Raw genomic sequence first — 20,091 nt, forward strand, 5'->3', positions numbered from 1 at the left:
GCAGCAAATGCCAATGATGGAAAACAATCAAATGCCGCAACAAATGCCGATGATGGAAAATAATCAAATGCCAAATATAATGCCAATGATGGAAAGTAATCAAATGCCGCAACAAATGCCAATGATGGAAAATAATCAAATGCCAAATATAATGCCAATGATGGAAAACAATCAAATGTCGCAGCAAATGCCAATGATGGAAAACAATCAAATGTCGCAGCAAATGCCAATGATGGAAAACAATCAAATGCCGCAACAAATGCCGATGATGGAAAATAATCAAATGCCAAATATAATGCCAATGATGGAAAGTAATCAAATGCCGCAACAAATGCCAATGATGGAAAACAATCAAATGCCGCAGCAAATGCCAATGATGGAAAACAATCAAATGCCAAATATAATGCCAATGATGGAAAATAATCAAATGCCGAATGTAATGCCAATGATGGAAAATAATCAAATGCCAAATATAATGCCAATGATGGAAAACAATCAAATGCCGCAGCAAATGCCAATGATGGAAAACAATCAAATGCCGAATATAATGCCGATGATGGAAAACAATCAAATGCCGAATGTAATGCCAATGATGGAAAACAATCAAATGTCGCAGCAAATGCCAATGATGGGAAACAATCAAATGCCAAATATAATGCCAATGATGGAAAATAATCAAATGCCGAATGTAATGCCAATGATGGAAAATAATCAAATGCCAAATATAATGCCAATGATGGAAAGTAATCAAATGCCGCAAATGATGCCGTATCAACCACAAATGATGCCACAGCAATATCAAATGCCATATCAACCACAAATGATGCCGCAACAAATGTCGATGCCATATCAACCGCAAATGATGCCGCAGCAGATGCCCATGCTATATCAATCACAAATGCCGCAGCAACAATATCAAATGCCATATCAACCACAAATGATGCCGGTAGAAGAAGGTTGTGGATGTAGCGGAGAAAGAAGTCTATATAGTCCACAACCAGGTGTGCCGTATTATCCAGGTTCTCAATATTATCCAACAGCTCAAAGTGCATATGCACCGCAGCCAGGTACGATGAACTATCAGCAAGATCCGCCAGAGTTTTTTGGAGAACCACTTACAGAAGATGAGGAATAGCAAGAGCGTTGCGAACAATAAATAGGCAGTGTTAGAAAATTTCTAGTTAAATATTAACAAGTGTAAACCCCCTCTTTATGACTCATTATAAGAAGGAGCTTTTCGAGAGAGAAGTTCAGGTCTAACAAGGGGGGTTTTTTATTTGAGTAAAAAAATTAAATTGATTGCCGCTTCTTTGTTAGTTACCAGTGCATTAGCTGCATGTGGTACACCTAATAATAAAAATGCGATGGATCGTAATGCAAACTACAATTATGAACGTACATCATATGGTAATACACAGCCATATCGAAATAATGTGACACGTACAGATCGCTATACAGATTATGTAACATATCGAAATGGAAATAGAGTTACTGATAATGTATATGATCGACGTAATGATGTTGGATATAATTATTACCGTGATGTAAATTACCACGGTCAAATTGCAAATCCTTATCCAACTCGTAACATTACAATGAACAATTCATATATTAACAACGATGGTAAAACTGCAGAAAAAATCACCAATCGTGTTAAGCGTATGAATAATGTAGAGCGTGTGTCTACTGTTGTATACGGAAATGATGTAGTAATTGCGGTAAAACCACGAAATGCAGTAACAAATGAAACTGTAATGGCAAATGAGATTCGACAAGCTGTTGCACAAGATGTAAGAAACCGTAATGTCTATGTAACTGTTAAAAACGACATGTTTGATCGTGTTGACACGATGAATACACGTCTGCGTAATGGAACAATAACAAATGATTTCAATCGTGACATAACAGATTTATTCCGAGATATTCGTGCTGGTCTTACTGGTACAGTCCGATAGCTAAAAAGAGGAAGGGGTAGCCCTTCCTCTTTTTACGTACAAATTATATTAGTATTTTTAGTTGTATTTATCATGATTCAATTTAGGAATTGGTCGACTCGAGTATGATTAAAAATCCTAAATGGAAAAAATGTTAATTGTGTTTATGAACAGTGTAAATGAGGTGTTCCTTAGCTTTCAGACGTTTTTTCTATTGTAGTGTGATCGGATGTGTCATCGAATATATCACTATGATCACAACAAACGCAATCTTGATAAGTTGTTTTTGTTACTATATTGGTCGTGTGAGGACAAGTGTTAATATAAAAGAGCCATTTTTGTACATATTATATAAAATGGACAAAATGATTTAGTATTGATTACATGAATATTTTGTATAGCGTATCAATGGGAGGGAATGCACTTCCATTGATGGAAGTTTCACTTTATTTCAGTTTTTTTAGAGATAAGGTGTGATATAAAAAAATAGGAGAAAAATTAATAATTATGTTGCTTTCTTTTTATATTAATGTTATATTAGCAAAGCGATGAGCTAATTTACGTAAGACGAGAGATATGCTTAAGTGCTAAACACGCGAATGTGGTCGCCTGGTCTCTCGCCGTAAACGCATCAAGACGCCTGCTATGCAGGCGTCTTTCTTATTATATAAAAGTGAAGTTAGGCATGAGAGAATTTTTACCGTACCTAACTTTTTTGAATTTAATATCAGAACATTAGGTTAATTTATTTACAAATACCCTTAAGAAGATTAAAATGTAAATGGTAATATATTACACGATATAGTGACTATATGAAATGGTAAGGATGAAGAGAATATGGAACATTTTGATTGTAAAAATACAGAGGTTGTTTTAGAGAAATTTAAATTAACAACACCTATATTTCAGGCTTTGGGAGATATAAATCGTCAACAAATTATTATGATGTTACTTGAAAATGAAAGTTTGAATGTAACTCAAATAACAGATGGAATGGAGATTTCAAGACCAGCTGTTTCTCATCACTTGAAAATTTTAAAACAGGCAGAATTAATTACGGCTGATCGAAACGGAAAAGAAATATTTTATGCCATAAGCGCGGGTGAGTTTTTAAAGCAAATAAAAGATTTAGTTATAGCAATAGAATCTAATTATTAATTTTTTTTATTTAATAGGTTTATGAGTTTAAACATTTAAACTTATAAGAAAGGGAAAGGAGCAATAAAAGTGAACAGTAAGAATCATATGTATTTGTTAATGTTACTCGTTCCTTTGTTTTGGGGAGGCTCTTTTGCAACGGCAGAGCATGTTATTACTGAAATTCCGCCGCTCGTTGCAGCGACAATTCGTTTTGCGTTAGCTGGAGCTATTTTAGTAGCGATTGTTCTAATTAAAGATGAGTGGAATATGAGCGTGTTAAGTAGAAACTGGAAAGGTTTATTATTTGTATCCTTAACTGGTATTTTTGGATATAATGCATTTTTCTTTATGGGGCTTCATTATACTTCTACGATGAATGGCTCATTAATTATTGCCACAATGCCAGTGTTTGTGACGATTGGAGCGGTTTTGTTTTTTAAAGAACCATGGAGTATAAAAATCGCAATTAGTTTAATTTTATCGTTAATAGGCGTCATCGTTGTCATCACGAAAGGATCGTTACATATATTATTAGCGATGTCATTTAATCAAGGAGATCTATTGTTTATAGCTGCCTTAGCTTGTGGGGTGCTGTATAGTTTAACTGGAAAACTAGTAATGAAAGATGTTTCACCATTATTTACGACGATGAGTATGACCGTTTTAGGAGCTTTTTTCCTAGCGGGTATGACGGTTTTTGATGGAGGATGGGAGAAAGTACAGGAACTATCCATGCAAGGGTGGATTGAAATGTTATATATGGTCGTATGTGGAACATTAGTTGGATATATTATTTTTAATAAAGGTGTAGAAGAAATCGGGGCAAGTAAAGCAAGTATGTATTTAAATTTAACACCTATTGTAGCAACAGTACTCGCTGTTGTTTTATACAAAGCAACAATTACATGGCAACAGCTACTTGGAATGATTATTGTATTAGCAGGAGTTTATATTGCGACGGTTCAAACAGATAAAAATAAGAATAGGTCTCTTCATGATTAAAGAGATGCGTTCCGCTACTATTTAATATAAAAAATCTCTATTTGTTCAAGAGTTTATATGTTTTATAGTTCTCGATAATGACTACTTCTTCTATGGATAAAACTTCTATTTTCGGAAAAACTACAAATGAAAGTTTCACTTTATTTTTTAAAAGGGGTGAGCGGAAATGAAGTTCATGATGGCTATGGCTCAAGTCGTAATCGTTCTGTTTTGTTTATATCACGAATCAAGTGTGATAGCTGCGGCGCCTCTAGAAGAGGGTACACAAAAAGAACCTCAAGTTACGATTCTATTAGAGCGCATGTATTTGGATGGAGAAGTAAGTGAGGAAGTTTTTACTGAAAAGATAGCAAACGTAGAACAGGTTCTTCAGCAGTACAAAGAGTGGCAACTTGTTGATCGTGATGATACACAAATTGTATTGCAAAAAAAGATAGATGACATTTCACCCTTACTTAAAACGAGTGGATATTTTGGTGTTTCCAATGAAGGGATATTGCAAATTTTCAATGGTTTACCAAAAAGTAATAATGCGATTCACTCCTTTTTTCAAATTGATATGGAAAAGCTAAAAAGTTATGATCGGACAGAGCTAAAACGTGGTATTCGCATTAAGTCGAAAGAATGTTTTGTGAAGACGATTGAGAAAATGAAGCAATACGCAGTGCAAAGTAAGAAAAAAAGCAGCTCGGGATAAGCTGCTTTTTTCCAGTTTGTTAGGAAACAGAAGCTAGGGGCTTCTGTTTTTTGTCGTTTTTTGTTGGTTAGTCGATATCCCTTGTCGAATCGCTGATATATTCAAATTTGCGTCGATATATTGTGAGAAATGGTTGATATATTTGAAAAATCGCTGATAAAATTTCATTCACTACTTTATCCCGCATTAACGGGCAGTAAGACTCCCATCTCAAGATTCAGAGAGAAGCAAGGAAGATAGGTGGGGATCAACTGCCCATAAATGCCCAATTGGTTCAACTAATAATCAGTGTGGGATGAAGCTCTCCACTGATTAAAGTTTCACTTTATACGAACAAACCTCGTTACACCATGTGTCTTTTTATAATTTTATAGCTTTTTTCTTACTTATTTTTATCTAAAATTTGTTTTGCAATTTCATCAATTAGCATGTCTTTCCCGATTGGATTGAATGCTTTTGTGTTAAAGACTTCATTACTTACTTCGTAAACGTGATCATTTTTTACAGCTTTGTTATCTTTCCAAACAGCACTGTTTTTGTAGTCGTTATAAACTTTATCTGCTTCACCGCCAAAGTTGACGATAAACATTTGATCAGGCTGGAATGCAACAAGACCTTCTAATGATACTTGTGCCATCGTTTGTTTTAAGTCCGTACCTTTTGTAGCAGGAAGTTTTAAGTCGTTAAAGAGAATATCTCCGTACCCAAAGTTCCCATATACACGGAAGTTTTGCGGTGTTACAGCAAGGAACATAAAGTTTTCATCTTTTGTTCTCTCTTTAATTTTTTTAGATAAGGAAGCTGCTTTTTTATCATAGTCTGTAATCCATTTATCTGCCTTCTTCTCTTCGTTAAATAGCTTGCTGACCTCTTTAAATTTACCGCGCCAATTTTCTAAGTTTGTTTCTAGAACAACTGTTGGTGCAACTTTTGAAAGTTGGTCATACACTTTCAATTGACGGTTGTTTAAAATAATTAAGTCTGGCTTTAAAGCAGTTACCGCTTCTAAATCAACCTTCGGTGCCCAGTACCAACCAACTGCTTTTACATCTTTTAATTTTTCTTGCAAATGATTTTGGATTTTATCTTTATATGTGTTTGCTGTACCGACAGGCTTATGACCAAGAAGTAATAGTTCTTCTGATGATCCAGATAAGTCTACAATTCTTTTTGGATTTGTTGGAATTGTAACTTCTCCTTTCGCATGTTTTATAACTTTTGTTTTTGGTTGTTCTTTTGCCTGCGATTCTTCTTTTTTAGAAGAGCAGCCAACGATGGCAAAAACAACAAGAATGAGAGTAAATAGAATAGATAAATTGCGTTTCATCATAATGGAACCCCTTTAATTAGTATTGATAATCATTATCGACATTGTAATATTAATTTTCTTTATATTGTTCTGTCAATATATAAAAAATGGAAAAACGAAATAGAGAACATTTGTTGGGGTAGTCTCGCTTTTCTATCATTAGATATGTTAAAATGGAATACATGATTTGAGAGGGAGAGATCGTATTTTGTTTGAATATGTTACAGGCTATGTGGAATATGTGGGGCCCGAATATATTGTTCTTGATCATAATGGACTTGGTTATCAAATTTTTACGCCAAATCCGTATGTATTCCAAAGAAGTAAGCAAGAAATTCGTGTCTATACATATCATTATGTGAGAGAAGATATTATGGCGCTTTACGGATTTAAGACACGTGAAGAGCGTTTATTATTTACAAAACTATTAGGTGTATCAGGAATCGGTCCAAAAGGTGCACTGGCCATTTTAGCTTCTGGTCAAACAGGGCAGGTTGTACAGGCAATTGAAAATGAGGATGAAAAATTCTTAGTGAAATTCCCAGGAGTTGGAAAGAAAACAGCTCGCCAAATGATCTTAGACTTAAAAGGGAAATTAGCAGATGTGGTACCAGATGCATTTGTTGATTTATTCTCAGATGTAGAACGTTTTGATGAGAAAAAAGGTTCGTCTGTTGAGCTTGATGAGGCGCTTGAAGCATTACGTGCACTCGGTTATGCAGAACGAGAAGTAAATCGTGTTGTACCAGAATTATTAAAAGAATCACTGACGACGGATCAATATATTAAAAAGGCGCTTAGTCTGTTACTAAATGGTAAGAGGTGAGTAGAATGGACGAACGTCTCCTTTCTGGAGAATCTGCATATGAAGATGCAGACTTAGAATATTCGTTGCGGCCACAGACGCTCCGTCAGTATATTGGCCAAGATAAAGCGAAACATAATTTAGAAGTCTTTATCGAAGCGGCGAAAATGCGTGAGGAAACATTGGATCACGTATTATTATATGGACCGCCAGGACTCGGGAAAACGACGCTTGCAAATATTATTGCGAATGAAATGGGCGTTAATATTCGGACAACGTCAGGTCCAGCAATTGAGCGACCGGGGGATTTAGCGGCAGTGTTAACGGCACTTCAACCTGGTGATGTATTATTTATTGATGAAATTCATCGTCTGCACCGATCAATTGAAGAAGTATTATACCCAGCGATGGAAGATTTTTGCCTTGATATTGTTATCGGTAAGGGTCCGAGTGCACGCTCTGTGCGGCTCGATTTACCTCCCTTTACGCTAGTTGGTGCAACAACGCGTGCAGGTGCACTATCAGCACCGCTTCGTGATCGTTTTGGTGTGTTATCACGATTAGAGTATTATACAGTAGATCAATTGTCAGCAATTGTAGAACGTACAGCAGAGGTGTTTGAAGTTGAAATAGACTCATTAGCTGCGTTAGAAATTGCAAGACGTGCACGTGGTACGCCGCGTATTGCAAACCGTTTATTAAGACGCGTACGTGATTTTGCGCAAGTTCGAGGTGATGGAACGATTGCGATGGAAATTACGCAAATGGCGTTAGAATTATTACAAGTAGATAAATTAGGTCTTGATCATATTGACCATAAATTACTGCTTGGTATTATTCAAAAATTCCGTGGTGGTCCAGTTGGATTAGAAACGGTTTCAGCAACGATTGGTGAGGAATCTCATACGATTGAAGATGTGTATGAACCATATTTATTACAAATTGGATTTTTACAACGAACGCCAAGAGGCCGAATTGTAACACCACTTGCGTATGAACATTTCGGAATGGATATGCCAGAAGTATGACGGATATGCCGAAGTTGCTTATTACAGCTGGTATGGTGCTCGTTGTTGTTGGGTTAGCTTGGAAGTTTGTCGGAAAACTTCCAGGCGATATTTTTGTGAAAAAAGGAAACGTTACCTTTTATTTTCCTATCATTACATGTATTGTGTTAAGTATTGTATTATCTTTTATTATGTATATAATAAATCGATTTAAATAAGAAATAGGTGGATATAGTTATGGATATTAGTCTGTTTGATTTTCATTTACCAGAAGAACTCATCGCACAAACGCCACTTGAAGAGCGTGAAACATCAAGATTAATGGTGTTAGACCGTGAAACAGGTGAGATCCAGCACAAACATTTTACAAATATTCTTTCTTACTTACATGAGGGAGATTGTTTAGTTTTAAATGAAACGAAAGTAATGCCTGCGCGTTTGCATGGTGTAAAAGAAGATACAGGAGCACATATTGAGGTGCTTCTTTTAAAACAAGAAGACGGAGATAAGTGGGAAACGCTTGTAAAGCCAGCGAAACGCGTAAAAGAAGGAACTGTCATTTCTTTTGGCGAAGGAAAGCTAAAAGCGACTTGCACGGGAACAGCTGATCAAGGTGGCCGTCAGCTTGAATTTTCATATGATGGTATTTTTTATGAAATTTTAGATGAACTTGGAGAAATGCCGCTTCCTCCGTATATTAAAGAAACACTCGAAGATCGTGATCGTTATCAAACGGTATATGCGAAGGAAATTGGCTCTGCAGCAGCGCCAACAGCTGGGCTGCATTTTACAGAAGAGTTATTAGAAAAATTGAAGCAAAAAGGTGTTCATTTAGCATTCATTACACTTCATGTTGGACTTGGTACATTTAGACCAGTTTCAGCTGATACGATTGAAGAACACCATATGCATGCGGAGTATTATCATATGTCAGAAGAAACGGCAGATTTATTAAATCGTGTGAAAGAGAAGGGTGGTCGCATTATTACAGTTGGTACAACGTCAACACGTACATTAGAAACGATTGCGACCGATCACGATGGTAAACTTTGCGCGGCATCTGGATGGACGGATATCTTTATGTATCCAGGTTATGAATTTAAAGCAATTGATGGCTTAATTACAAACTTCCACTTGCCAAAGTCAACATTAATTATGCTTGTGAGTGCATTTTCAAATAGAGAAAATGTCCTTCATGCTTACAATGAAGCAGTAAAAGAGAAATATCGTTTCTTTAGCTTCGGTGATGCGATGTTCGTTGCATCTCATGCTAAAGTAGGAAACAAATAAAAAGGAGTAAATCTATGACAGCAATTCGTTACGAATTTATAAAAACATGTAAACAAACAGGCGCGCGTTTAGGGCGCGTTCATACGCCGCATGGCTCATTTGATACACCAACATTTATGCCAGTTGGTACACTTGCGACGGTGAAAACGATGTCACCAGAAGAGCTAAAGGCGATGGATTCTGGCATTATTTTAAGTAACACGTATCATTTATGGCTTCGCCCAGGGCACGAAATTGTACGTGAAGCAGGTGGTTTGCATAAATTTATGAACTGGGACCGCGCAATATTAACAGATTCAGGTGGTTTCCAAGTATTTAGTTTAAGTGACTTCCGCCGCATTGAAGAAGAGGGTGTACATTTTCGTAATCACTTAAATGGAGACAAGTTATTCTTGTCACCAGAAAAAGCGATGGAAATTCAAAATGCACTAGGGTCAGATATTATGATGGCATTTGATGAGTGCCCACCTTTCCCAGCTACTTTTGAATATATGAAAAAATCTGTAGAACGTACGAGCCGCTGGGCAGAGCGTTGTTTAAAAGCGCACGAGCGTCCACAAGATCAAGGTCTATTCGGTATTGTGCAAGGCGGAGAGTTTGAAGAGCTTCGTCGCCAAAGTGCAAAAGATCTTGTGTCAATGGATTTCCCTGGTTATGCAATCGGTGGATTATCAGTTGGTGAACCGAAGGATATTATGAATCGTGTACTTGAATTTACAACACCACTGCTTCCGGACAATAAGCCACGTTACTTAATGGGAGTAGGTTCTCCGGATTCGTTAATTGATGGTGCAATTCGCGGTGTTGATATGTTTGACTGCGTACTGCCAACTCGTATTGCTCGAAACGGTACATGTATGACAAGTGAGGGACGCTTAGTTGTGAAAAACGCGAAGTTTGCAAGAGACTTTGGTCCGCTTGATCCAAACTGTGATTGTTACACATGTAAAAACTACTCTCGTGCTTACATTCGTCACTTAATGAAATGTGATGAAACTTTCGGAATTCGTTTAACGTCTTATCACAATCTTCATTTTCTGTTAAACTTAATGGAGCAGGTGAGACAAGCCATTCGTGAAGATCGTCTTGGCGACTTCCGTGAAGAGTTCTTTGAACAGTATGGCTTTAATAAACCGAATGCTAAAAACTTTTAATACATAATTATTAAAGGAGGAACAACAAATGAATCCAGGTATGATGAATATTGTCATGATCGTTGCGATGTTTGCGATTTTCTATTTCTTATTAATTCGTCCGCAACAAAAGCGCCAAAAGGCAGTAGCTCAAATGCAAAGCGAAATTCAAAAAGGTGATGCTATCGTAACAATCGGTGGCTTACATGGTACAATCGAATCAGTTGATGACACTACGATTGTAATTAAATCTGGTGGTTCACATTTAACATTCGATCGCAATGCGATTCGTGAAGTTGTGAAGAAGTAATGAAAAAAGCCCTGCTATATAGCGGGGCTTTTTAGTTTGTACGCTTTGTCATATTCACACCAAATATGCCTCCAAGTGTACTTGCTGCCATTAATCCAAGTTGATAGAGAAGCTGTGAATTGGATAAAGCGTGAGAGAAACCTAAGTAGTTAATAAGAAAAACAAGAATTGAAAAGGTAAGTCCAGTTGTGAGTCCGACGAACCAGCCTTTCCCTTGCGCTTTTTTACCAGCAATAAAACCAGAGATAAGCATGGAAAGAAGAGCGAGTATGAAAATGGTTATAGCTAATGTTCCCTCATTGATATTTGTAAACTTTAATAAAAGAGCAATTACCATACTTGTAAAAGAGGCGAGCATGAATAAAGCGATCATACCAAATCCAATTGCTAGCGATAACTTTTTTGTTCCGTCCATTATAAATTCCTCCTTTTTAATACAAACATATTTTCATTTTGGAGAAGTTAGACTAGTTTCTTTTTTGCTGGTTAAACTACGTCTAGAAGAAAAGTGCAGAAAGGGGATTAAAGATGGAACTATGGGGAATCGCCTGTCGAACAGTTCTATTATATTTCATTATGTTACTTATTTTTCGTGTTATGGGAAAGCGCGAAATTGGTGAATTAAGTATTTTAGATTTAGTTGTTTTTATTATGTTAGGTGAACTTGCTGTATTAGGCATTATTGATGCTGAGCGGTCTGTCTGGGATCAGATTGTCCCTATGGCAGTTATTGTGATCATTCAAGTTGTACTAGCGTACGTTTCACTTAAAAGCGGGAAAATACGACATTTAATTGATGGCGAACCAGCTATTATTGTTCGGAGAGGGAACATTGATGAAAAACAAATGAGAAAGCAACGTTATAATATGGATGATTTATTAATGCAGTTACGAGAAGAGGGGATTGGTGACATTCGTGATGTTGAATATGCTATTTTAGAAGCTTCAGGAAAATTATCTGTATTTCCTAAACAAAAGAGTGAAAAAAATAAGAATGATACACCTGTTTTTTCATTTCCGCTCATTATTGATGGGGAGATGCAACAATCACATTTACATATGATTGAACAGTCGGAAGAATGGCTTGTGAAAAAATTAAAAAAGATAGGGTATAACGATATAACAGAAATTTCATATTGTAGCTTTCAAAATGGGAAGTTTTTTGTAGATTTAAAAGATACGTAAAAAGCTTGCCGTTCTTAACATGGCAAGCTTTTTATCTGTATGGTTATTTCAAAAGTAATAATCTTCGGAGTAAAGGAAGACGCTGTAGTTCCTCTTTACGAATGAGTTTAAAAATGAGGAGAAGTAGTATATAAAGTATAGTGGTCAATGTAATCTCTAACAATGTTTGTATACTAAGTGCATGTGAAAAAATAATATATTTATGGAGATAGAACCCAAAAGCACCTGCAATCATTATTGTGATTATTCCATATATATAATCTTTTATGTAAATCGTGAAGGTGATTTTTTTCAAGACTGTTGCGTAGTGAAGGAAGGTTACGGTTACAATATTAGCAGCGATCGCAAGTGCGACGCCCATCATTTGAAATTCTGGACGTGAAGCGAGTAAGAAAATGACGAGTAATTTTACAATGGCTCCAATAAACGTATTCATCATCGCAGCACGTGCTAAATTTAAAGCTTGTAAGACAGATGTAAGCGGACTTTGAAAATAGTGAAATAAAAAACAAGGTGCAAGTAATTGAATGAATGCAGTTGCGCTATCCGACCCGTACATGAGAGTTAAGACAGGTGAAGCGAATACATAAAGAATAACGACTGACCAGCCTCCGGTAATTAAAGAAATACGGAGTGCTTGTTGGAGACGATGTTCAACTAATCGATGCTGTTTTTTTGCCATTGCTTCACTAATGGAGGGTACGAGTGCTGTAGAAAGAGCATATGTAATAAAAGCCGGTAGTGATAAGAGTGGAAATGCATAGCCATTTAATATACCGTATTGCTTTGTGGCAACAGAAGCTGCTACACCAGCAATAGCCAGACTTTGCATAACGACAATGGGTTCAAAAAAATAAGAAATGGATCCGATTAAGCGACTTCCTGTAGTTGGAAGCGCAATGTCCATAAGTGAATGAAATGTATGTTTACTTTGTTTGACTGTACTAATAAAGCTAGAACGTATGGAAATCTGCTTTTCGCGCTGAAATAAAGTAAGTAAAAATAATAAAGAGGCTACTTCACCAAGAACAGCTGATAGCATTGCGCCTGCTGCAGCGTATTCAACGCCGTAAGGTAAAAACAGCCGAATACATACAGCGATAATAGTAATGCGAACAACTTGCTCTAAAACTTGTGCATATGCGCTCGGTTTCATATTTTGTCTGCCTTGGAAATAACCGCGTAACACGGATGAAATTGCAATGACAGGAACGACAGGTAAAATGGCCATCAATGGATAGTAGGTTCTTCTATCTGTTAATAAAGTTTCAGCTAAAATAGGAGTTAGAAGCATGATTGCAATTGTTAAGATGATACTAATGAAAGATGTCACGACTAATGATACTGTTAATATCCTCTTTACTTTTTGGTTGTCATGTACTGCTTCCGCTTCTGCAACGAATTTTGCAATGGCAACAGGAAGTCCAATTTGCGTTAATGTAATTGCTAAAATAAAGGTGGGGACAGCCATCATATAAAGACCGACGCCCTCCTCTCCTAAAATACGCGCCATTACAATCCGGTTTATGAACCCGAGAATTTTTGTAATAAAACCAGCTATCATTAAAATAAACGCACCTCGTAAAAAGCTTTGTCTCGTCATGGCCTTCTCCTACCTTCTCAAAATCAATGGAATGATTTACAATAATTTATATGCACGTATGAGACAAGAATGACAAGCATTTAAGAAGAGGCACTTATAGAGTGAAACTTTTAAAGGCAGTTATTGCTGTCCATTAGAGCGGGATAAAAAACGACTTTTCGTGCTGAAATAAAAAGGAGATGTGATGGTATGACTGAGAAAGAAGACTTGGTAGAAGTTTACCGCGGACAGTTGCAAGTCGTTTTAGAAAGTAAAGTAGAAGAATTTCAACTGATTGGTTATGACCGAGTGACGACAGATGATATTTGGAAATGCTTAAAAAGTAAAAAATGGAAAAAAATAGATAGTGAAGTTAAATTATATGAGCTAGTGAATGATGTGCTCACGTTAACAGGAAATGAGTATATGACGTATTTAACGGTAGAAGCGTATCAAGAACCACTTTGGTCATTTGAAGAATATGAAAATAAATAACCGGCTGTAATTGGTTTGTGCTTCCTTTTGCAGTATAATGATAGGTATTGATAAAGAGGAATGTATATGTCAGAGATTTTAAGTAAAGGAGGTAGGGAGCAGAAGTCATAATCATTTGTAGTCATGTGTCGGTTGACCCAGTTTTTAAAATGTAGAACAGTGGTTTTACCTATATGGCTAGTAGCATGCGAGTTAAAATTCAAAGAAAGGAAGCCTACTAACTAGACAAACACATAAGTGCATAGGAATGCCTGTGGATACAAAGAATTATTACAGGGATTTGTCTAGCATAAATGAATGATAGGATTTGTTTATGGTTTTAGTAGCAGAAAGAAGGTACATATGGCAAAGCGAAGTACTAGAATCGTCGCCTTTTTTCTCATCGTTTTATTAATCGGTGGAATTATTGGTGCGACAGGGAAAAACATAACAAAAGGAATTAGTCTCGGACTAGACCTTCGTGGTGGCTTTGAGATTTTGTATGAAGTAAAGCCAGCGAAAAAGGGTGACAAAATTGATCGAGACGTACTTGTAAGTACAGTAGGTGCTCTTGAAAATCGTGTCAATGTCCTCGGTGTTAGTGAGCCGAACATTCAAATTGAAGGGGAAGATCGAATTCGTGTACAGCTTGCTGGCGTACAAGATCAGCAAAAAGCACGTGAAATTTTATCTACACAAGCGAAATTAACATTTCGTGATGTGAATGATAACCTTCTCATGGATGGAGCAGATTTAAAAGGCGGAGGAGCGAAGCAAACGTTTGATGATCAAGGTCGACCAAGCGTTGGACTTACACTAAAAAGTGCTGATAAGTTCCGCTCTGTAACAGAAAAAGTATTAAGTATGAAGCCTGATAACTTAATGGTAATCTGGCTTGATTTTGAAGAAGGAAAAGATTCTTATAAAGCAGAGGCAGCAAAACCAAATCCGAAATTTTTATCAGCAGCAACTGTAAATCAAGTGTTTAACCAGGCAGAAGTATCTATCACAGGTGGGAACTTTACAGTTGAAAGTGCAAAGCAACTTGCAGATTTATTAAACGCGGGTGCTCTTCCTGTTGATTTAAAAGAAATGTATTCAACATCTGTTGGAGCAAAATTTGGTCAACAAGCATTAGAGCAAACGATTTTGGCTAGTGTGATCGGGATTGCTATCATCTTCTTATTTATGCTTGTATTCTACCGCTTGCCAGGGCTTGTAGCGGTTATCATGTTAGGTTTATATATTTTCGTAACATTGCTTGTCTTTAATTGGATGCACGCTGTCCTTACGCTCCCAGGTATTGCAGCACTGGTGCTCGGGGTTGGTATTGCGGTTGACGCGAATATCATTACGTACGAGCGGCTGAAGGAAGAATTACGAATTGGTAAGTCAATGATGTCGGCGTACCGCGCGGGTAACCATCGTTCGTTATCGACGATTTTAGATGCGAACATTACGACAATTGCAGCAGCTGGTGTGCTATTTGTTTATGGTAATAGCTCTGTAAAAGGGTTTGCGACAAGTTTAATTGTAAGTATTTTAGTTGGTTTCATTACGAACGTATTCGGTACTCGTTTCTTACTTGGATTACTTGTAAAAAGCCGTTACTTCGATAAGAAACTATCTTACTTTGGTGTGAAACAGAAAGAAATCCTTCCGTTGTCAAAAGGTGTAGAACATGCGCCAACGAGATTTGATCGTATTAACTTTGTAAATATTGGTCATAAATTCTTCTTATTCTCAATTGTAGTTGTAATCGCTGGAGCAATTATATTACCGATTTTCAAACTGAATCTTGGTATTGATTTTGAAAGTGGTACACGTATTGACTTGCAATCTAAACAAGAAGTTAGCGTTTCACAAGTGCACAAAGATTTACAAGAACTAAAAATTGATGTAAAAGAAGAAGATATTGTACCAACTGGAGAAGGTAATAAAGGATTTGCTGTTCGTACGTTAGGTGTTTTATCAAAAGATGAAATTGCGAAAACAAAAACATTCTTCCACGATAAATACGGGACAGATCCAAATGTAAGTACAGTTTCTCCAACTATCGGGAAAGAGATTGCACGAAATGCATTTATCGCAGTTATGATTGCCTCAGCGGTTATCGTTTTATATGTAAGTATTCGTTTCCGTTTCACATATGCGTTATCTGCTGTAATTGCATTATTGCATGATGCGTTCGTTATGATTGTGGTGTTTAGTATTTTCCGATTGGAAGTAGATTTAACGTTTATCGCAGCGGTATTAACAATCATTGGTTATTCCATCAATGACTCGATTGTTACATTTGATAGAAACCGTGAGCTATATAAACAGAAAAAACGAATTCGTGATGTAAAAGACTTAGAAGAAATTGTGAATTCCAGTATTCGTCAAACAATTGGCCGTTCAATTAATACAGTTTTAACGGTATTGTTCCCAGTTATTGCACTGCTTATCTTCGGTAGTGAATCACTGCGCAACTTCTCAATTGCATTAACGGTTGGGCTAGTTGTAGGTACGTACTCTTCTATCTTTGTTGCTTCTCAAATTTGGCTAATGCTTGAAAGTCGCCGATTGAAAAAAGGCAAAGGGAAGAAGAAAGTGGAAACTGAAGTATCTGAACCACAAGTGTAAAATTTAAAACAGAACATACAAAAAGATGATGCCTTTTAAAAGGCATCTCTTTTTTCGTTTACGGATAAACTAAAGTAACACTTCCTGTAGTGATTTTTGCTAAAGGGGTAGTAGAACGAATTGTGGGAAACTGGAGGGGAGTGACACGTCTTCCGTTATTTTTGTTACAATAAAAAGATAGTTTGAGAAAAGAAGGGATTTCATTTATGGAAAAAGAGGAACGCTTTAAACAGGCGGAGTTTGGCGCTATTGTTGGAATCGTTGGGAATATTATATTGGCAACCGTAAAAGCGATAATCGGTTATGTTGGGAATAGTAAGGCGTTATTAGCGGATGCAGTTCATTCGGCGTCAGATGTAGTTGGCTCGTTGGCTGTGTTTTTCGGTTTACGTGCAGCGAAGCAACCACCCGATGAAGATCACCCTTATGGGCACGGGAAAGCGGAATCGATTTCAGCGATTATTGTTGCAGTATTACTGTTTATTGTTGGGGTTGAAATTGCAATTTCTTCTATAAAGGCTTTTACGCAGGAGCTTGAACCGCCAAAAGGAATTACAATTTATGCGGTTATTCTTTCTATTGTGGTAAAGGAAGGTATGTTTCGGTATAAGTATCGATTAGGGAAGCGGGTAAACAGTGATGCAATTATTGCGAATGCATATGAGCACCGCTCGGATGTCTTCTCTTCAATCGCAGCTTTAATCGGGATTTGTGCGGCTATTATCGGAAATAAAATAGGTGTAGATTGGCTTGTGTATGCTGATCCGGTTGCGGGCTTGTTTGTTTCACTTCTTGTTGTGAAGATGGCATGGAGCATTGGTGGGGAATCCATTCATGCAACACTTGATCATGTCCTTCATGAAGAAGATGTCGTTCTGCTAAGGGAATCCGTTCTTCAAGTAGAGGGTGTAAAAAAAATAGGTTCCTTATATGCGAGAGAACATGGTCATTATGTCATTGTTGATATTAAAGTGTCTGTTGATCCATATATCACAGTCGAAGAGGGCCATCGTATTGGGAAGCATGTAAAAGAGGTATTGATGCAGCAAGATAACGTACAAAATGTTTTTGTACACATAAATCCATATTCACCGGATTAAATTGATTTTACTTCTATAAAGAAGTAGAGGTTTATTTAATTATAGAGATGTTTAATCATAGGTTGTATGATATTGTCACCCTTTAATCTGTCTTGTATAATAGACAGGTTAAGGGGTGATTTCGTGTTACAACCGAAGACGCGTTGGAAAGAAAAGTCATATAATGAGGAACTAGTGGGTGAGTTAGCAAGTAAATTGCAATTATCACCGCTTATGACTTCGTTATTCCTCGGTAGAGGTTTAGATACAGAAGAACAGATTGTGGATTTTTTAAATACAGAAAAACAAGAATTTCATGATCCATTTTTACTTGAAGGAATGGATCGTACAGTAGAGCGGATAGGGAAAGCGATTCAAAATGGAGAGCAAATTTTAATATTTGGCGATTATGATGCGGACGGTGTAAGTAGTACGACTGTGTTATTCTTAGCTCTTCAAGAACTAGGTGCAGATGTAGAATTTTATATTCCAAATCGTTTCACTGAAGGATACGGACCAAATGAAGAGGCATTTCGTTGGGCGCACAGTGCGGGATTTTCACTTATCATTACTGTTGATACAGGTATCGCAGCGGTACATGAAGCTAAGGTAGCGAAGGAGCTTGGAGTGGATCTTATTATTACAGATCATCATGAGCCACCGCCAGAATTACCAGAAGCACTTGCAATTATTCATCCGAAGCTAGAGGGCGGTGCTTACCCGTTTCATTATTTAGCGGGCGTTGGTGTAGCATTTAAAGTAGCGCATGCATTACTTGGGCGTGTACCAGAACATTTATTAGAATTTGCCGTTATAGGTACAGTGGCGGATTTAGTTTCACTGCATGGTGAAAATAGATTGCTTGTACAGCGTGGGCTGAAGCAAATGCGAATGACAAAAAATATTGGTTTGAAAGCATTATTTAAAGTAGCGAATGTTTCACAAAGTGAGATTACGGAAGAAAGTATCGGCTTTGCCATTGCGCCACGTATTAATGCAATTGGTCGTTTAGAAGATGCAGCTCCGGCGGTTCACCTCCTTTTATCAGACGACCCAGAAGAAGCGAAGGAGCTCGCTGAAGAAATTGATGAAATGAATAAGCTTCGAAAAGATATTGTCAAACAAATTACAGAAGAAGCGATTGCTGAAGTCGAAAACAATTATCCGCCAGAGGATAATAAAGTGTTAGTTCTTGCGAAAGAAGGATGGAATCCAGGGGTAATTGGGATTGTTGCCTCTAAATTAGTAGAGCGTTTTTACCGTCCGACAATTGTGTTATGTATTGATCCAGAGAAGCAAACAGCAAAAGGATCTGCTCGTAGTATTGCAGGATTTGATTTGTTTGCAAACTTATCTGATTGTAGAGATTTGTTACCGCACTTTGGTGGACATCCAATGGCGGCAGGGATGACGCTCCATATGAATGATGTGGAGGAACTGCGTCGTCGTTTAAATGAACAAGCAGAGGCAATCTTAACGTCTGAAGATTTTACGCCGATTACAACAATCGATGCAATTTGTAATGTAGAGGATGTAACGCTTTCGGCAATTGAAGAAATGCAAAAACTTGCGCCGTTTGGCGTTGGGAATCCGAAACCACGTATCGCAGTGAAGAATGCAGAGTTAGAAAGTATTCGTGCAATTGGATCTGATGGTTCTCATTTGAAGATGGCGCTTCGCGAGGGACAGGCAACGCTGGATACAATTGGATTTGGTTTTGGTAGTTATGCAAAAGAGATTTCCCCGGTTGCTACAGTTTCTGTTGTCGGTGAAGTATCCATTAATGAATGGAATAATTTCAAAAAACCACAGCTCATGATTCAAGATATTGCGGTAGATGCATGGCAATTATTTGATTGGCGGAGCATGCGTAATGTGGAATCGAACTTAGCAGAAATTCCGAAAGAAAAAGTAACAATGGTGTATTTTTCTGAGGAAGTACTGAATAAATTCTCTTTAGGAGAGTATAAGGAAGAACTTACGCATGCATCACAAGTAACTAGTTTAGATGAGTATATTGTTTTATTAGATTTACCACAGTCAACAGACGAGTTACGTAGTTTATTTCAAGCGGGATTCCCAGCACGAATTTATACGCTGTTTTACCAAGAAAATCAGCATTTATTTAGTACAGTTCCAACGAGAGAACATTTCAAATGGTATTATTCCTTTTTACATCAAAAAGCACCATTTTCTTTAAGACAATATGGCGAACAGCTATGTCGTCATAAAGGTTGGTCAAAAGATACAGTAAATTTCATGACACAGGTGTTTTTTGAGTTAGAATTTGTTACAATAAAAGACGGTGTCATTTTTATGGCAGAAGAGACGAAGAAGCGTGATTTAATTGAATCGAACACATATCGTGAGAAAATGAACCACCTTCAATTAGAAAAAGAGTTGGTTTATAGTACTTATCAACAACTATACACATGGTTTGAAACGATTCGTAATCATAAAGAAGTAGAACAGTTAGGGTAAAGACCCGATTCGTGAGGGCTAATAATCAGTGGGGGATG

The 20,091-nt window shown here is 37.1% G+C and carries 18 protein-coding genes and 1 pseudogene; 16 read left to right on the plus strand and 3 right to left on the minus strand.

Features of this window, described 5'->3' with window-relative positions:
- The 5 genes and pseudogenes from ACX5JI_RS01230 to ACX5JI_RS01250 form a co-directional block, all read left to right on the plus strand.
- A pseudogene (locus ACX5JI_RS01230) lies at nucleotides 1-1,135 on the plus strand (SafA/ExsA family spore coat assembly protein); the annotation flags it as partial.
- A 142-nt stretch (nucleotides 1,136-1,277) separates the two neighbouring features.
- Nucleotides 1,278-1,955, plus strand: coding sequence for a YhcN/YlaJ family sporulation lipoprotein (locus ACX5JI_RS01235; RefSeq protein ID WP_459499293.1), 678 nt, complete (start codon nucleotides 1,278-1,280; stop codon nucleotides 1,953-1,955).
- Between the two features lie 816 nt (nucleotides 1,956-2,771).
- Nucleotides 2,772-3,092: an ArsR/SmtB family transcription factor gene (locus tag ACX5JI_RS01240; protein WP_459499294.1), complete on the plus strand. Its 321-nt coding sequence runs from the start codon at nucleotides 2,772-2,774 to the stop codon at nucleotides 3,090-3,092.
- A gap of 69 nt (nucleotides 3,093-3,161) precedes the next feature.
- Nucleotides 3,162-4,076 carry a DMT family transporter gene (locus tag ACX5JI_RS01245; protein WP_459499295.1) on the plus strand — a complete coding sequence of 305 codons (915 nt, stop codon included), beginning with the start codon at nucleotides 3,162-3,164 and terminating at the stop codon, nucleotides 4,074-4,076.
- Nucleotides 4,077-4,242: 166 nt separating this feature from the next.
- Nucleotides 4,243-4,773 (plus strand): BofC C-terminal domain-containing protein, encoded by a 531-nt coding sequence (locus tag ACX5JI_RS01250; protein ID WP_459499296.1) that lies wholly within the window; start codon nucleotides 4,243-4,245, stop codon nucleotides 4,771-4,773.
- 382 nt (nucleotides 4,774-5,155) lie between these two features.
- On the opposite strand, the gene ACX5JI_RS01255 is transcribed toward ACX5JI_RS01250, so the two are convergent.
- Nucleotides 5,156-6,100 (minus strand): iron-hydroxamate ABC transporter substrate-binding protein, encoded by a 945-nt coding sequence (locus tag ACX5JI_RS01255; RefSeq protein ID WP_459500250.1) that lies wholly within the window; start codon nucleotides 6,098-6,100, stop codon nucleotides 5,156-5,158.
- Between the two features lie 190 nt (nucleotides 6,101-6,290).
- Here ACX5JI_RS01255 and ruvA point away from each other — a divergent pair, with 190 nt between their 5' ends.
- From ruvA to yajC, 6 genes are read left to right on the plus strand one after another with little or no spacing between them, the layout of a single operon-like run.
- Nucleotides 6,291-6,908 (plus strand): Holliday junction DNA helicase RuvA, encoded by a 618-nt coding sequence (gene ruvA / locus ACX5JI_RS01260; RefSeq protein WP_459499297.1) that lies wholly within the window; start codon nucleotides 6,291-6,293, stop codon nucleotides 6,906-6,908.
- 5 nt (nucleotides 6,909-6,913) lie between these two features.
- The gene (gene ruvB, locus ACX5JI_RS01265; protein WP_459499298.1) at nucleotides 6,914-7,915 is read left to right on the plus strand and encodes a Holliday junction branch migration DNA helicase RuvB; all 1,002 of its coding nucleotides are present in this window, start codon (nucleotides 6,914-6,916) and stop codon (nucleotides 7,913-7,915) included.
- Complete coding sequence (locus ACX5JI_RS01270; protein ID WP_459499299.1) at nucleotides 7,912-8,112, plus strand: DUF2905 domain-containing protein; 201 nt, start codon at nucleotides 7,912-7,914, stop codon at nucleotides 8,110-8,112. The genes ruvB and ACX5JI_RS01270 overlap by 4 nt, the downstream gene beginning before the upstream one ends.
- A gap of 19 nt (nucleotides 8,113-8,131) precedes the next feature.
- Nucleotides 8,132-9,184 carry a tRNA preQ1(34) S-adenosylmethionine ribosyltransferase-isomerase QueA gene (queA, locus tag ACX5JI_RS01275; RefSeq protein ID WP_459499300.1) on the plus strand — a complete coding sequence of 351 codons (1,053 nt, stop codon included), beginning with the start codon at nucleotides 8,132-8,134 and terminating at the stop codon, nucleotides 9,182-9,184.
- 14 nt (nucleotides 9,185-9,198) lie between these two features.
- Nucleotides 9,199-10,338, plus strand: a complete 1,140-nt coding sequence (gene tgt, locus ACX5JI_RS01280) for a tRNA guanosine(34) transglycosylase Tgt (protein ID WP_000125371.1) — start codon at nucleotides 9,199-9,201, stop codon at nucleotides 10,336-10,338.
- A 28-nt stretch (nucleotides 10,339-10,366) separates the two neighbouring features.
- The gene (gene yajC / locus ACX5JI_RS01285; RefSeq protein ID WP_006096029.1) at nucleotides 10,367-10,627 is read left to right on the plus strand and encodes a preprotein translocase subunit YajC; all 261 of its coding nucleotides are present in this window, start codon (nucleotides 10,367-10,369) and stop codon (nucleotides 10,625-10,627) included.
- Between the two features lie 31 nt (nucleotides 10,628-10,658).
- Here yajC and ACX5JI_RS01290 read toward each other — a convergent pair whose 3' ends face one another.
- Nucleotides 10,659-11,042, minus strand: coding sequence for a TIGR04086 family membrane protein (locus ACX5JI_RS01290; protein WP_459499301.1), 384 nt, complete (start codon nucleotides 11,040-11,042; stop codon nucleotides 10,659-10,661).
- Nucleotides 11,043-11,155: 113 nt separating this feature from the next.
- On the opposite strand from ACX5JI_RS01290, the gene ACX5JI_RS01295 reads away from it, so the two are divergent.
- Nucleotides 11,156-11,812 carry a DUF421 domain-containing protein gene (locus ACX5JI_RS01295; protein WP_459499302.1) on the plus strand — a complete coding sequence of 219 codons (657 nt, stop codon included), beginning with the start codon at nucleotides 11,156-11,158 and terminating at the stop codon, nucleotides 11,810-11,812.
- A 43-nt stretch (nucleotides 11,813-11,855) separates the two neighbouring features.
- On the opposite strand, the gene spoVB is transcribed toward ACX5JI_RS01295, so the two are convergent.
- Nucleotides 11,856-13,415, minus strand: coding sequence for a stage V sporulation protein B (gene spoVB / locus ACX5JI_RS01300; RefSeq protein ID WP_459499303.1), 1,560 nt, complete (start codon nucleotides 13,413-13,415; stop codon nucleotides 11,856-11,858).
- 189 nt (nucleotides 13,416-13,604) lie between these two features.
- Here spoVB and ACX5JI_RS01305 point away from each other — a divergent pair, with 189 nt between their 5' ends.
- From ACX5JI_RS01305 to recJ, 4 genes are all read left to right on the plus strand, one after another.
- Nucleotides 13,605-13,889, plus strand: a complete 285-nt coding sequence (locus ACX5JI_RS01305) for a post-transcriptional regulator (RefSeq protein WP_459499304.1) — start codon at nucleotides 13,605-13,607, stop codon at nucleotides 13,887-13,889.
- 342 nt (nucleotides 13,890-14,231) lie between these two features.
- Nucleotides 14,232-16,493 carry a protein translocase subunit SecDF gene (gene secDF, locus ACX5JI_RS01310; protein WP_459499305.1) on the plus strand — a complete coding sequence of 754 codons (2,262 nt, stop codon included), beginning with the start codon at nucleotides 14,232-14,234 and terminating at the stop codon, nucleotides 16,491-16,493.
- A gap of 206 nt (nucleotides 16,494-16,699) precedes the next feature.
- Nucleotides 16,700-17,593, plus strand: a complete 894-nt coding sequence (locus ACX5JI_RS01315) for a cation diffusion facilitator family transporter (RefSeq protein ID WP_459499306.1) — start codon at nucleotides 16,700-16,702, stop codon at nucleotides 17,591-17,593.
- A gap of 123 nt (nucleotides 17,594-17,716) precedes the next feature.
- Nucleotides 17,717-20,053, plus strand: a complete 2,337-nt coding sequence (gene recJ / locus ACX5JI_RS01320) for a single-stranded-DNA-specific exonuclease RecJ (protein ID WP_459499307.1) — start codon at nucleotides 17,717-17,719, stop codon at nucleotides 20,051-20,053.
- The last annotated feature ends 38 nt before the right edge of the window (nucleotides 20,054-20,091 follow it).

Source organism: Bacillus sp. C1, assembly GCF_054570475.1.

Bases quoted from the DNA above. Each gene is read 5' to 3' on its own strand.
- queA (WP_459499300.1), top strand. From the start codon at position 8,132: ATGGATATTAGTCTGTTTGATTTTCATTTACCAGAAGAACTCATCGCA.
- spoVB (WP_459499303.1), bottom strand. From the start codon at position 13,415: ATGACGAGACAAAGCTTTTTACGAGGTGCGTTTATTTTAATGATAGCT.
- ACX5JI_RS01295 (WP_459499302.1), top strand. From the start codon at position 11,156: ATGGAACTATGGGGAATCGCCTGTCGAACAGTTCTATTATATTTCATT.
- yajC (WP_006096029.1), top strand. From the start codon at position 10,367: ATGAATCCAGGTATGATGAATATTGTCATGATCGTTGCGATGTTTGCG.
- ACX5JI_RS01250 (WP_459499296.1), top strand. From the start codon at position 4,243: ATGAAGTTCATGATGGCTATGGCTCAAGTCGTAATCGTTCTGTTTTGT.
- ACX5JI_RS01290 (WP_459499301.1), bottom strand. From the start codon at position 11,042: ATGGACGGAACAAAAAAGTTATCGCTAGCAATTGGATTTGGTATGATC.
- ruvB (WP_459499298.1), top strand. From the start codon at position 6,914: ATGGACGAACGTCTCCTTTCTGGAGAATCTGCATATGAAGATGCAGAC.
- ACX5JI_RS01305 (WP_459499304.1), top strand. From the start codon at position 13,605: ATGACTGAGAAAGAAGACTTGGTAGAAGTTTACCGCGGACAGTTGCAA.
- ACX5JI_RS01315 (WP_459499306.1), top strand. From the start codon at position 16,700: ATGGAAAAAGAGGAACGCTTTAAACAGGCGGAGTTTGGCGCTATTGTT.
- ACX5JI_RS01240 (WP_459499294.1), top strand. From the start codon at position 2,772: ATGGAACATTTTGATTGTAAAAATACAGAGGTTGTTTTAGAGAAATTT.
- secDF (WP_459499305.1), top strand. From the start codon at position 14,232: ATGGCAAAGCGAAGTACTAGAATCGTCGCCTTTTTTCTCATCGTTTTA.
- ACX5JI_RS01270 (WP_459499299.1), top strand. From the start codon at position 7,912: ATGACGGATATGCCGAAGTTGCTTATTACAGCTGGTATGGTGCTCGTT.
- tgt (WP_000125371.1), top strand. From the start codon at position 9,199: ATGACAGCAATTCGTTACGAATTTATAAAAACATGTAAACAAACAGGC.
- ACX5JI_RS01255 (WP_459500250.1), bottom strand. From the start codon at position 6,100: ATGAAACGCAATTTATCTATTCTATTTACTCTCATTCTTGTTGTTTTT.